General features: G+C 64.8%; 13 protein-coding genes. 6 read left to right on the top strand and 7 right to left on the bottom strand.

Annotated features, from left to right (window positions below; genetic code table 11):
* Positions 1 to 56 precede the first annotated feature (56 nt).
* The 6 genes from V6765_RS05975 to tsaD all read right to left on the bottom strand — a co-directional run bounded on the left by V6765_RS05975 (position 57) and on the right by tsaD (position 5,453).
* The gene (locus V6765_RS05975; RefSeq protein ID WP_448427227.1) at positions 57 to 2,192 is read right to left on the bottom strand and encodes a sodium-translocating pyrophosphatase; all 2,136 of its coding nucleotides are present in this window, start codon (positions 2,190 to 2,192) and stop codon (positions 57 to 59) included.
* Between the two features lie 241 nt (positions 2,193 to 2,433).
* Complete coding sequence (locus tag V6765_RS05970) at positions 2,434 to 2,619, bottom strand: hypothetical protein (RefSeq protein ID WP_448427226.1); 186 nt, start codon at positions 2,617 to 2,619, stop codon at positions 2,434 to 2,436.
* Positions 2,620 to 2,650: 31 nt separating this feature from the next.
* Positions 2,651 to 3,070: an EVE domain-containing protein gene (locus V6765_RS05965; protein ID WP_018062797.1), complete on the bottom strand. Its 420-nt coding sequence runs from the start codon at positions 3,068 to 3,070 to the stop codon at positions 2,651 to 2,653.
* Between the two features lie 3 nt (positions 3,071 to 3,073).
* Positions 3,074 to 3,367 (bottom strand): YciI-like protein, encoded by a 294-nt coding sequence (locus V6765_RS05960; protein ID WP_448427225.1) that lies wholly within the window; start codon positions 3,365 to 3,367, stop codon positions 3,074 to 3,076.
* Between the two features lie 11 nt (positions 3,368 to 3,378).
* On the bottom strand, positions 3,379 to 4,359 hold the full coding sequence (locus tag V6765_RS05955) for an NAD(P)H-dependent glycerol-3-phosphate dehydrogenase (RefSeq protein ID WP_448427224.1): 981 nt from the start codon (positions 4,357 to 4,359) through the stop codon (positions 3,379 to 3,381).
* Positions 4,356 to 5,453, bottom strand: a complete 1,098-nt coding sequence (gene tsaD, locus V6765_RS05950) for a tRNA (adenosine(37)-N6)-threonylcarbamoyltransferase complex transferase subunit TsaD (RefSeq protein ID WP_448427223.1) — start codon at positions 5,451 to 5,453, stop codon at positions 4,356 to 4,358. Before tsaD ends, V6765_RS05955 begins: the two co-directional genes overlap by 4 nt.
* A gap of 65 nt (positions 5,454 to 5,518) precedes the next feature.
* Here tsaD and hemC point away from each other — a divergent pair, with 65 nt between their 5' ends.
* The 6 genes from hemC (at position 5,519) to V6765_RS05920 (ending at position 11,642) form a co-directional block, all read left to right on the top strand.
* Positions 5,519 to 6,448, top strand: coding sequence for a hydroxymethylbilane synthase (gene hemC / locus V6765_RS05945; RefSeq protein WP_448427222.1), 930 nt, complete (start codon positions 5,519 to 5,521; stop codon positions 6,446 to 6,448).
* Positions 6,449 to 6,456: 8 nt separating this feature from the next.
* The gene (locus V6765_RS05940) at positions 6,457 to 7,173 is read left to right on the top strand and encodes a uroporphyrinogen-III synthase (protein ID WP_448427221.1); all 717 of its coding nucleotides are present in this window, start codon (positions 6,457 to 6,459) and stop codon (positions 7,171 to 7,173) included.
* A gap of 110 nt (positions 7,174 to 7,283) precedes the next feature.
* Entirely contained in the window at positions 7,284 to 8,540 is a 1,257-nt protein-coding gene (locus V6765_RS05935) for a COG4223 family protein (RefSeq protein WP_448427220.1), read from the top strand.
* A gap of 11 nt (positions 8,541 to 8,551) precedes the next feature.
* Complete coding sequence (locus tag V6765_RS05930) at positions 8,552 to 10,333, top strand: heme biosynthesis HemY N-terminal domain-containing protein (protein WP_448427219.1); 1,782 nt, start codon at positions 8,552 to 8,554, stop codon at positions 10,331 to 10,333.
* 114 nt (positions 10,334 to 10,447) lie between these two features.
* Positions 10,448 to 10,936, top strand: coding sequence for a tellurite resistance TerB family protein (locus V6765_RS05925; protein ID WP_448427218.1), 489 nt, complete (start codon positions 10,448 to 10,450; stop codon positions 10,934 to 10,936).
* Positions 10,911 to 11,642: a glutamine amidotransferase gene (locus V6765_RS05920; RefSeq protein WP_448427583.1), complete on the top strand. Its 732-nt coding sequence runs from the start codon at positions 10,911 to 10,913 to the stop codon at positions 11,640 to 11,642. The genes V6765_RS05925 and V6765_RS05920 overlap by 26 nt, the downstream gene beginning before the upstream one ends.
* Here the strand turns inward: V6765_RS05920 and V6765_RS05915 are convergent.
* On the bottom strand, positions 11,639 to 12,898 hold the full coding sequence (locus V6765_RS05915) for an MFS transporter (protein ID WP_448427217.1): 1,260 nt from the start codon (positions 12,896 to 12,898) through the stop codon (positions 11,639 to 11,641). The two genes, V6765_RS05920 and V6765_RS05915, sit on opposite strands and share 4 nt — an antisense overlap.
* Positions 12,899 to 12,930 lie beyond the last annotated feature (32 nt).

Genomic DNA, 12,930 nt, shown 5'->3' with positions numbered 1-12,930 from the left:
TTCCTTGGACTCGGCGAACTCGAAAAACGCCCCCGGCCGAAGCCGGGGAATGGCCCCTAAGCCAACACCGCCAGCAGCAGCAGTGCCATGATGTTGGTGATCTTGATCGCCGGGTTGACGGCGGGGCCAGCGGTGTCCTTGTAGGGATCGCCGACGGTATCGCCGGTGACAGACGCCTTATGCGCTTCCGAGCCCTTTTCGTGGGTCACGCCGTCGGCATCGACGAAGCCGTCCTCGAAGCTCTTCTTAGCATTGTCCCATGCACCGCCGCCAGACGTCATCGAGATCGCGACGAACAGCCCGTTGACGATCACGCCGAGGAGCGATGCGCCGAGGGCCGCAAAGGCCGACGCCTTGGATCCCGACATCAGCCAGACGCCGAAGAACACCACCAGCGGCGCCAGCACCGGCAGTAGCGAGGGCACGATCATCTCGCGGATCGCGGCGCGGGTCAGCATGTCGACGGCCCGGCCGTAATCCGGCTTCTCCGTGCCGCCCATAATGCCCGGCTTGTCGCGGAACTGCTGGCGCACCTCGGCCACCACGGCACTTGCCGCCCGGCCCACGGCCGTCATCGCGATGCCGCCGAAGAGGTAGGGGATCAGCCCGCCGAAGATCAGGCCGGCGACCACATAGGGGTTCGACAGCGAGAACGAGATATCGCCCATATCCGCGTAGAACGGATATTGATCGCCATTGGCCGCGAAGAAGGCCAGATCGTTCGAATAGGCCGCAAACAGCACCAGCGCGCCGAGACCGGCCGAGCCGATCGCATAGCCCTTGGTGACCGCCTTGGTGGTATTGCCGACGGCATCGAGCGCATCGGTGGATTTGCGCACTTCCGGCGGCAGACCGGACATCTCGGCGATGCCCCCGGCGTTATCCGTGACCGGGCCAAAGGCGTCGAGCGCGACGATCATGCCGGCAAGGCCGAGCATGGCGGTCACCGCGATCCCGGTGCCGAACAGGCCGGCAAGCTGATAGGTGACGATGATGCCGCCGCAGATCACCAGCGCCGGCAGCGCGGTCGCCTCGAGCGAGACCGCAAGCCCCTGGATGACATTGGTGCCATGGCCGGAGACCGAGGCCTGGGCGATCGAGGTCACCGGGCGCTTGCCCGTGCCGGTATAATACTCGGTGATCACCACGATCAGCGCCGTGACGATAAGGCCGACAATGCCGCAGATGAACAGCGCCAGACCGGTAATGTTGCGGCCCGCGACCTCACCGATCGAGCCGAAACCGATGGTCGCCCAGACAGCAAGGCCGATGCCGACGATCGACAGCAGGCCGGTCACGATCAGGCCGCGATAGAGCGCGCCCATGATCGAGCCATTGGTGCCGAGCTTGACGAAGAAGGTGCCGACAATCGACGTCAGGATGCAGACGCCGCAGATGGCAAGCGGCAGCAGCATGACATCGGCAAGCACCGACGCGCCGCCGAAGAAGATCGCGCCGAGCACCATGGTCGCGACCACCGAGACGGCGTAGGTCTCGAACAGGTCCGCCGCCATGCCGGCGCAGTCGCCGACATTGTCGCCGACATTATCGGCAATGGTTGCCGGGTTGCGCGGGTCGTCCTCCGGAATGCCGGCCTCGACCTTGCCGACCAGATCGCCGCCGACATCGGCGCCCTTGGTGAAGATGCCGCCGCCAAGACGCGCGAACACGGATATCAGCGAAGCGCCGAAGCCGAGCGCGACCAGCGCGTCGATGACATGACGGTCATCCGGCGCGTGGCCGAGAATGGCGGTCAGGATATAGTAGTAGACGGAGACGCCGAGCAGCGCGAGACCGGCCACCAGCATGCCGGTGATCGCGCCGGACTTGAAGGCGATATCGAGGCCCGACGCCAGGCTGTAGGACGCCGCCTGGGCGGTGCGCACATTGGCGCGCACGGAGACATGCATGCCGATGAAGCCGGCCGCGCCCGAAAGCACCGCGCCGATGACGAAGCCGATTGCCGCCGTCAGCGAGAGCAGCAGCCAGGCCAGAATGAAGACGACCACGCCGACAATGGCGATCGTGGTGTATTGGCGCGTCAGATAGGCCTGCGCCCCTTCCCGGATATAGCCCGCGATTTCCTTCATGCGCGGGGTTCCCTGATCGGCGACCATGACCGAGCGGATCGCCCACAGGGCGTATACGATCGACAAAAGGCCGCAGACAATCACGGCAAGCAGTATCGTCATTTCGCTTTCCTTCCCTCTACGGCCTGCGCGAAGGCGCATGTCGGCCGAATTGACCTCACGGCGAAACTCGCCCTGTCGGAAGGTTTTCCACCTGCCGGCTGGTCCGAAACCGCCGTATAGCGCCGCCGGACGTCCAGTTCCTCCCGCGTCCCGCAGCCAAAGGGAGAGTGATGGGCCGGGCGCGAAGCGTCAAGTGCCCTTTGCGCACTTTAGACGATAGACATGGCAGGCTGTGTGGGACCTAAAGCTTTTCCTCGACGCGGGGCCAGCGGGCGCGGGCCAGCACCCACAGGCCAATCATGTTCAGCGGAGAGACCACGGTCAGCAGCGCCCACCAAGGTGAATAGCCCATACGTTTCAGGATGATCGTGACCGGCCAGATGTAGCCGACCGCAAAGATCACCAGAATCATCAGCTTCCAGATCATCAAAACATCTCCCGTTTGCTTTTCCCGCCTCTCAGACGTCCATCCCGCCCATGCGGCAGACTTCCAGCCACTCGTCTTCCTTTACCGGCTGAACGGAGAGCCGCATGGAGGTGACGAGCGACATGTCGGCAAGCTTGGGATTGGCCTTCACATCCTTCAGCGTCACCGGCTTGGGCATGTCCTCGACCGCGCGGATATCGACGCATTCCCAGCGCGGGTCATCGGTGGTGCTGTCATGATGGGCGAGCGCGCAGACCTCGCAGATGCCGACGACCTCCAGCCCCTCATTGGAGTGGTAGAAGAAGCCCTTGTCGCCGATTTCCATCGCCCGCATGTTGTTGCGCGCCTGATAATTGCGCACGCCGTCCCATTCTTCCCCGGCCGCGCCCTTGTCTTTCAGCATCTGCCAGGAGAATTTGAACGGCTCGGATTTGAACAGCCAATAGGCCATGCTTCATGCCTCCGGATTATTGTAGAGCCACTTGTAGGGCTTGACCTCGACCTTTTCGAACAGGCCGGCCTTGCCATAAGGGTCCTCGGCCGCGATCGCCTCCGCGCCCGCCTGGGTGTCGGCTTCGATGAGCAGCATCGAGCCGCAGGGCTTGTCGTCGCCGTCAAGAAACGGACCGGCGATCTTCAGCGTGCCGGCCGCGTTGAGCCCGTCGAGCCATTCGAGATGACGCGGGCGGTTTTCCATACGGATATGGAGGTGATCGGGCTTGTCCTTGCACAAGACGGCGTAAAGCATGGTCTTCTCCTTCATTCGGTCGTGATCGGCCGGCTCATCAGTTCCTCCAGCGCCTGCGGAATGCCGAGCTTGCCCTCGAGCACGCGGGCGACAGCGCTCGATATCGGCATCTCGACGCCATGGCTTGCGGCAAGCTCGCTGGCAACGGAGGCGCTGTAGACGCCCTCGACGAGCGCTGCATTGACGCTCTCGAAATTACCCTCGGCGAGCGCCACGCCATAGCGGAAATTGCGCGACTGGCGCGAGGTGCCGGTCAGCACCAAATCGCCGAGGCCTGAAAGACCGCGCACGGTTTCCGGTTCGCCGCCCATGGCGACAGCCAGCCGCGACATTTCGGCAAGTCCGCGCGAAATCAATGCCGCGCGGGCGGATTCGCCGAGATCCGCGCCCTCGACGATGCCGCAGGCAATCGCCAGCACATTCTTCAGCGCCCCACCAATCTGCACGCCGACGGGATCGCCCGAGGCATAGAGCCGGAAGGTCCGGCCGGAAAGAACTGTCGCGGTTTCCTTGGCCCGCTCTCCATTTGCGAAGGCGAGCACCATGGCGATCGGCTTGCCGGCGGCGAGATCGACGGCGAAGCCGGGACCGGACAGCGCGCCGGCGGGATGGTTCGGAAGCGTCTCGTTCAGGACCTCGGTGATCAGCCGGCCGCTGGCGCGGTCGATGCCCTTGGCGGCGGAGACAATCACCGCATCGGGATTGAGATAGGGGCCGTAGTAGAGCGCCGCCGCACGCTGGGCCTGTGCCGGCATTGCCAATACCACGATATCGGCCGTTTCGAGCACCGACGGATCGATCGTGAACGCAAGGGCTTGCGGCAGAGTGATGCCGGGAAGCGCTGCCTGATGCCGTCGGGTCGTTTTCAGTATGCCGATCAGCCCGGCATCCCGGCCGAGCAGCGTGACGGCGTCCTCGCCCTCATGGGCAAAAACGGCGGCAAGCGCCGTGCCGAATGCACCGGAGCCGATGACGACTGTGTTTCTGGTCATGCCTTGACCCCTCTTCTGCCGCTGCCGATCAGCGCCGCCGCATTGCCGTCCAGCGGAAAGCGCGAGCGCACCGAAATTTCCATATCGTCCGGATCAAATCCGGCGCGCCGACGCTCCAGCCCCGCCCAGGCGATCATCACCGCGTTATCCGTGCACAGCCGCAAGGGTGGCGCGACGAAGGCAAAGCCTTGTTTCTCACAAAGCCCTGTCAGCATCGCCCGGATCGCGCCATTAGCGGCAACGCCGCCCGCCACCACCAGCGCGGGCTGATTATCGGCAGCGAGACCTTCGGCCCTGAAGCGCTGAAGCGCGCGGGCGATCCTGTCTTCCAGCGTATCGGTGACGGCAAGCTGGAAAGCGGCGCAGATATCGGCGATATCCTGCCCGCTCACCGGCGCCAGTGCCTGTGCCGCCTGACGCACCGCCGTCTTAAGCCCGGAAAAGGAGAAATCCAGCCGGTCCTCGCCCTTCATCGGTCGCGGCAGTTTCACCCGCCGCGGATCGCCGGTCGCAGCCGCCTTCTCCACCGCCGGCCCGCCCGGATAACCGAGGCCCAGAAGCTTCGCCGTCTTGTCGAAGGCCTCGCCCAGCGCGTCGTCGATGGTCGAACCCCAGCGCTCGTATTCGCCCACGCCCTTCACCAGCACGATCTGGGTATGGCCGCCCGAGACCAACAGCATCAGGAAGGGAAAGGCGACGCCATCGGTCAGCCGCGCGGTCAGCGCATGGCCTTCGAGGTGATTGATGCCGTAGAACGGCTTGCCCGCAGCATAGGCGATTGCCTTGCCGCTCATCGCGCCGGTGATCAGCCCGCCGATCAGCCCGGGACCGATTGTCGCGGCAATGCCGTCGAGATCGGCAAAGCCCAGCCCCGCTTCTGCAAGCGCGCCGGCGATCAACCCGTCCATCGCCTCGACATGCGCGCGGGCCGCGATCTCCGGCACCACGCCGCCGAAGGCCGCGTGTTCTTCCAATTGGCTCAGCACCAGATCGGCGATGATTTCGCCGCGACCATCCTCATCCATCGCCACGATGGCGGCGGCGGTTTCGTCGCAGCTCGATTCGATGCCGAGAAAGAGTGTCTGTTTTTTCATCGCGATTGTTTGCGGCAGGGCGCAATCCGGTTTACGAGACACCCGGTAACAATGGTGGACGCAGGATGCAAACGAAACCTTACAGGATCGGAACGCGCGGCAGCCCGCTGGCGCTGGCCCAGGCGCATGAAACCCGCGACCGGCTGATGGCCGCCCATGGCCTGCCGGAGGAGATGTTCGAGATCGTAGTGCTCTCCACCAAGGGCGACCGGATCACCGATCGCGCGCTGGCGGCGATCGGCGGCAAGGGGCTTTTCACCGAGGAGATCGAGGAACAACTGCTTTCCGGCGCGCTCGATTTCGCCGTGCATTCTTCCAAGGACATGCCGACGGCGCTGCCTGAAGGGCTGACGCTTTCCACCTTTCTGCCGCGCGCCGACCCGCGCGATGCCTTCATCGGCCGCACCGTGAAAAACCTCGCCGATCTGCCGGCGGGCGCGATCGTCGGCTCCGCCTCGCTCAGACGCCAGGCGCTGATTCGCCGGCTGCGGCCCGATATCGAAGTGGTGATCTTCCGCGGTTCGGTACAGACGCGGCTGCAGAAGCTCGCCGATGGCGCCGTCGACGGCACCTTCCTCGCCTATGCCGGCCTGACGCGGCTCGGCATGCGGCATGTGGCGACCGAGGTTCTCGACCCGAAGGAATTTATTCCTGCCCCGGCCCAGGGCGCGATCTGCATTGAGCAGCGAGAGAGCGACGAACGGATATCGGCCCTGCTCGCCCCGATCAACGACCGTGACACCTATGATGCCGTCGCCTGCGAGCGCGGTTTTCTGGCGGCCCTCGACGGCTCCTGCCGCACGCCGATCGCGGGCCATGCCCTGCTCGATGGCGAAACGATCCGTTTTTCCGGCCTGATCCTGACGCCGGACGGGCGGCAGGCCCACGACATTGCCGTTGAAGGAACGCGTGCCGAGGCCGAGGCGCTCGGCCGCGCGGCCGGCGAAACCCTGCGCGGTCGCGCCGGCCCGCGCTTTTTCGAGGACTGGGTCTGAGGTTTGCGATGCGCGTTCTGGTAACCCGTCCGCAAAACAAGGCTGAGAAGACCGGCGCATTGCTTTCCGCCATGGGCCATCAGCCGGTTTCGATGCCGCTGTTTAAGACCGTGCACCATGTGGACGAAGCCAGGGAGGCAATCGCGCGTGAAAGCTGGGCGGCGCTTGCGGTCACCAGCACCGAGGCCCTGCACGGGATCGAGGCGAAGCGCGACGCCCGCGAGATGATCGACCGACCGGTCTTCGCTGTCGGAACCGAGACCGCCGGTAGAGCCAGGGACGCCGGCTTCACGCGCGTTTTCACCGGCCAGGGCAATGGCGAGCGGCTTGCCGAGGCGATCGCCGCCGAACCATCGCTGTTCGTGCGCGCCCCTCTTCTCTATCTGGCCGGCTCGCCGCGCGCGCCCTTATTGGAGCGCAGGCTCGAGGCCCTGCACGTGCCGTTCGAGACCGTCACCATCTATGCAATGGAGCCGCTGAACTATGATGCGAAGGAAGTCGACGCTTTGGTCGGAGCGGCCGATGCGATCTTATTCTATTCCCACATGACGGCCGCCCGCTTCTTCGCGCTCGGCGCTGGCAGGGCACTCGCGAAACGCGACGAGCCGCCGGCCCTTTTGTGCCTTTCGGCCAATGTCGCGCATGCCGTGCCGGCGGAGCTGGCCGATCACGTGCGCATCGCCGACAGGACGACCGAGAAAAGCCTGCTTGCGCTGCTGCCCTGACGGTTTCGCCAGAAAGACCGGGCGCGGCGGGGAACAAGTCTTCAACAAAAGCCTTTTCTTAATACCCCTCGGCCACTACCCTATGGTCGGGAAGCGAAAAAGAGGTAGCCATGGTTTCGGATACGCCGTCTTCGAAAAACGACAAGAAAAACGACGCGACAGCAGAAGACACGGCGCCGGAAGGCCCGACCGGGCCGCTCCCGCCCAAGACCGATGATGCTGCCGTTGAAACCGCCATGGCCGATGTCGCCGCGGCGATCAAGCGCCATGAGGAGCATCAGGACAAGGAAATTTCACAGGCGGCGAGCCTCGGCGATGAAGAGCGCGCCGATGGAGAGACCGTCGACGAAAAGGCAGACAGCCCACCGCCGCCGGAGCCCCCGGCATCGTCCCCGCCGCTCCGCAAAGGCCCCGGCTTCGGCCCGGTGCTTCTGGCCGGCGTCGCCGGCGCCGTGATTGCACTCGCCGGCGCATACACGTTGTCGTCGGCGGGCATGCTGGGCGGGGGCGTAGGCGGCAAGATCAATGACGAGATTGCTTCGCTGCGCCAGGAACTCGCCACTCTCAAGGCCAATGACGGCTCATCGGAATTGCAGTCACAGCTTGATGCCCTGAAACAGCAGGTCCAGAGCTCCAAAGGCTCGGGCGAGGACATTGCCTCGCTCAAACAACAGGTAAGCTCCATCCAGAGCACGCAGCAGAACGATGTCGGTGCGGTCAAGAACCTGCAATCGGCCTTTAACGACCTGAAATCCAGCCTGAGCTCCGACCAGCAGGCAATCCAGCAGAAGCTTTCGGCTCTGGAAGCCAAGGTGAACACGCCCGGCAAGGATCTGGCCGTTGCCCGCGCCATCGCCGCCGCCGCGCTGAAATCGGCGATCGACCGGGGCGACAGTTTCGCGACCGAGCTTGCGACCTATGCCGAGGTAGCGCCGGAAAACGCCGATCTCTCCAAGCTGAAGGCGCTCGCGACAAGCGGAATCCCGACCCGCGAGGAACTCGCCGACGAATTCTCCGACGCCGCCGACGCCATTATCGCGGCCGCCGAACCGCCGCCGCCGGAGGGCAATATCTTCAACCGTCTTGTCGACAGCGCCAAAGGCCTCGTCAGCGTGCGTCCCGTCGGCGATGTCGAGGGCGACACCGTGCCGGCGATCGTCGCGCGCATCGAAAACGCGCTGAGCAAGGGCGACCTGAAGACGGCGGAAAGCGAGTGGGAAACACTACCTGACGCCGCAAAGCAGGCCTCACAGAAATTTGCCGACGGGCTGAAGGCGCGGATCGAGGCCGATGATCTCGTCTCCACCACGCTTTCAAGCGCGCTCGGCGCCACCGCCGGCGCGCCCGTTACGCCGTCCGGCAATTGAGGAGGTAGGATATGATCAGGCTCTTGATTTTCGCGATCATCGTTCTTGCCTTCGCGCTCGGCTTTTCCTGGTTTGCCGACCGGCCTGGCGAGTTGACGCTCGTCTGGCAGGGCCAGATGTTCGAAACCCCGCTGACCACCGCGCTCGCGCTGCTGATCGCCCTCATCTTCGTGGTGATGATCGTGTGGTGGCTGATCAGCGCGATTTGGACCTCGCCGAAAAGCGTCACCCGCTATTTCCGCGCCCGCAAGCGCGACCGCGGCTATCAGGCGATCTCGACCGGGCTGATTGCCGTCGGCGCCGGCAATCTGGTGCAGGCGCGCAAGATGAGCACGCGCGCCCATGCGCTTCTGAGCGCCGATCAGGAGCCGCTCATCCACGTGCTCGATGCGCAGGTTGCGCTGACCGAAGGCAATTACGACAAGGCGCGGCGGCTGTTTGAGGCGATGTCGGAGGATCCGGAAACCGCCGAACTCGGTCTGCGCGGTCTCTATCTTGAGGCCAAGCGCGTCGGCGCCGATGAGGCCGCCCAGCATTTTGCCGAGCAGGCCGCCGACAAGGCGCCCTATCTCGCCTGGGCCGCCAAGGCGACGCTGGAAGCGCGCGCCCGCCAGGGCCGCTGGGACGACGCGATCCGCCTTCTGGACCAGCAGCGCTCCGCCAAGGTGACCGACAAGGACGAATCGGCGAGGCTGAAATCGGTGGTGCTGACCGCGCGCGCCGAAAGCAGGCTCGATACCGACCCGAAGGCGGCGGCCGCCGATGCGCTGCAGGCGCTGAAGCTGCGCGACGATTTCCACCCCGCCGCGATCATCGCCGCCAAGGCCTATCTGGCGCAGGGCAATCTCAGGAAATCCGCCGGCGTTCTGGAGATGGTGTGGAAGAAGGAGCCCCACCCGCAGACCGGCGCGCTTTACGTGCGCGCCCGCGGCGGCGACAGCGCCGTCGACAGGCTGAAGCGGGCCGAAAAGCTGGAGGGTCTGAAGCCCAACAACTGGGTCTCGCTGATGGTTGTCGCGCGCGCAGCACTCGACGCCCGCGAATTCGAAAAGGCCCGCGAAAAGGCGGAAGCCGCGGCGCGCATGCAGCCGCGCGAAAGCGCCTTCCTGCTGCTCGCCGATATCGAGGAGGCCGAAACCGTCGACCAGGGTCGCGTGCGCCACTGGATGGCGCAGGCGCTCCGCTCCGAGCGCGACCCGACTTGGGTCGCCGATGGTCTGGTCTCCGAATACTGGCGGCCGTTCTCGCCGGCAACCGGTCAGCTCGACGCCTTCTCATGGAAGGTGCCCTATGGCGAAATCGCCGGTCCGATCGAGGAGGGCAGCGCCTCGCGGCTCGACGAGGCCTTGAGGAGCCTTCCCCCTGTAGGCGGAAGCCGGGCGGAACCGGAAACGCCCGCGGACGACGTTCCGATTTTCCAGGAGGACACCAAGCCTGAAGCCGAGGCCGAGACGGCGCAAGCCCCCGAATCTGCGGCCCCCGCCGAGGACGAAAGCAAGAATGAGCCCCCGAAAACGGAAACGGTCCGGCCCGTGATCATGGACCCCGCTCCCGGCGCATCCGCGATCAAAACTGATGAAGCGAAGGTCGCGCCGGAGGAAAAGCCGCTCGTGGTGGAGGCCCGCTCGGAAGACATTCCGCCGAAACCCGCCGAGGGCAGCGTGGAAGAGGACGATGACGCCAACGCCCCGTTGAAGCCCTTTGGCGGACGCACGCCGGACGATCCGGGTATTGACGATAGCGATGATGACGACGAAACGCCGCCGGCCGCGAAGAAACGCCTGTTTTTCTGATCCGGTCCGCTCATGTGTCGTAACCGTAATTTGATTGACTGATGTTAAGTGATCTATTGGCGTAGCGGCCCGGGCGGGTCATGATGGCGCAATGAACAAGGCGAATCTCCGAGAATGTTAGAAAAGATCAGCAGGTTTCTCCAGGACATCGGCAGCGACGCTCCCAGGGGCGAGGCCCGGCCCGATGATGCTCGCGTGGCCGTGGTGGCGCTCTGTTATCAGGTGATGGAGGCCGACGGCGTCATCAGCGACAGCGAACGCAACAGGCTTCGGGAACTGATCGAAAGCCAGTACGATCTACACGGCGCCGGGCTGGAAGAGCTGATTTCCGCCGGCGAGGAAGCCGGCAACGAGGCTGTCGATTTCTATCGCTTCACCTCCGACGTCAAGCGCCATCTCGATGAGGACCAGCGCGTGCGCCTCATCGGACTGTTGTGGGATATCGCCTATGCCGATGGCAGCCGCAGCGAGATGGAGGACAATGTCGTCTGGCGGATTTCCGAACTGATCGGGGTTTCGGGCCGCGAGCGGGTGCTGGAGCGCCAGGCTGCGCTCAAGCGCGCGGCCGTTGTCGACGATGGAGAACTGCCCGGTGACGATTGAACCGACACGGCCGATCCTGGTCGTCCTTCACCAGGAACGCTCGACCCCCGGCCGCGTTGGCCAGATGCTTACCGAAAAGGGTTTCCGTCTCGACATCCGCCGCCCCGCGCTTGGCGACAAGCTACCGGATACGCTCGCCGCCCATGCAGGCGCGGTGGTGTTCGGCGGCCCGATGAGCGCCAATGACAATGAGGACTATGTCCGGCGCGAGATCGACTGGCTCTCGGTTCCGCTCAAGGAAAACCGTCCCTATCTCGGCATTTGCCTCGGCGCGCAGATGCTGGCCCGCCATCTCGGCGGCAAGGTCCAGAGCAACAGCGACGGCTCGGTCGAGATCGGCTGGTATCCGCTGCACGCGACTGAGCACGGCCGGCTGATGATGAAATGGCCGTCCATGGTCTATCAGTTCCACCGCGAGGGATTTGAGCTGCCGCATGGCGCCGAACTGCTGGCCAGCGGCGACCTCTACCCGAACCAGGCCTTCCGCTATGGCGAGAAGGCTTATGCCGTGCAGTTTCACGCCGAACTGACCCGCGCGATGATGCAAAGATGGGTGGTGCACGGCGCCAGCCGGTTCTCGCTGCCCCAGGCGCAGGCGGGCCACCTTCACCTCGAAGGCCGGATGCTGCATGACCGGGCGCTGAAGGCCTGGCTCAGCGAATTCCTCGACATCGTTTTCGAGCGCATGCCGGCGCAATCGCTTTAGGGCTGATTCGATTCGCCAACCAGGTGCTCGGGCGTCTCCAGGCTGTCGACCTTCCTGAGCTTGGTGAAGGTCATCGCCCATGCCACAGCGACCGCCAGCGACCCAACCCCGCCGAAGACCACCGCCGGCACGGCGCCGATGACATGGGCCATGGTGCCGGCGCGAAACTCGCCGAGTTCGTTTGAGGCCCCGACGAACACCATGTTGACGGCGTTGACGCGGCCGCGCAGCTCGTCCGGCGTCCAAAGCGCGATTAGCGTTTCGCGGACATAGACCGAGATCATGTCGGCCCCGCCCATGACGGCAAGTGCGGCGATCGAAATCCAGGCGCTTTCGGACAGGCCGAAGACCACGGTGGAAAGGCCGAAAATCGCCACGCCGGCAAACATGTAATAGCCGGCATGGTGGCGGATCGGCACGCTGGCAAGCAGCAGCGCGACCAGCACGCCGCCGAAGCCCGGCGCGGCCCGCAGCAGGCCGAGCCCCCACGGGCCGAGATCCAGAACGTCGCGGGCGAAGACCGGCATCAGCGCCACCGCGCCCCCCAAAAGCACCACGAACAGATCGAGCGAGATTGCCCCGAGCACGACCTTTTCGGATGTGATGAAGCGAAAGCCCGCGAGAATGGTGTTGAGCGTGACCGCGCTTGTGGGGCGGCGCTGGCTCGGCTTCGGCACGGTCATCATCAACACCGTGGCCGCGGCGAAGAGCGCAAGCGCGGTGGAATAGGCAAGCGTCGCGCCGCCGCCGTAAAGCAGGCCGCCCGCGACCGGGCCGACGATCGAGGCGATCTGCCAGGACGAGGAGTTCCAGGCGATCGCGTTGGCGAGATCCTTTTCGGGCACAAGGTTGGGTGCGAGCGACTGCAGTGCCGGGCCGGAAAAGGCGCGTTCCGTGCCGAACACCGCCAGTAGCGCGAACACCGGCCAGGGCGAAAACAGGCCAAGCACGGTGATCGCCAGAAGGCAAGCGGCGCAGGCGGTGGCCACCGCAAAGCAGATCGCGGCAATCATCCGGCGGTTGTAGCGGTCGGCGACCGTGCCGGTCACCAGCGTCAGAAGCAGCGCCGGCAGAAACTGGAACAGACCGATGAGACCGAGATAGAAGGCGTTGCCGGTCTCGTCATACATCTGCCAGCCGACAGCAACGGAAACGATCTGAACCGCGAACGTGCCGAGAAACCGCGAGAAGAAATAAAGCGAATAGCCTTTGTGGCGGAAGGCATCGAAGCGGGCGCCGGAGGGGGACAGGGTCATCTTGGATAAGCTTTCGGGAGACACAATGCGCT

This window comes from Martelella sp. FOR1707, assembly GCF_053484265.1.
The sequence above is the reverse complement of the archived record's forward strand: the minus strand, read 5'-3'. Positions and strand labels throughout refer to the sequence as shown.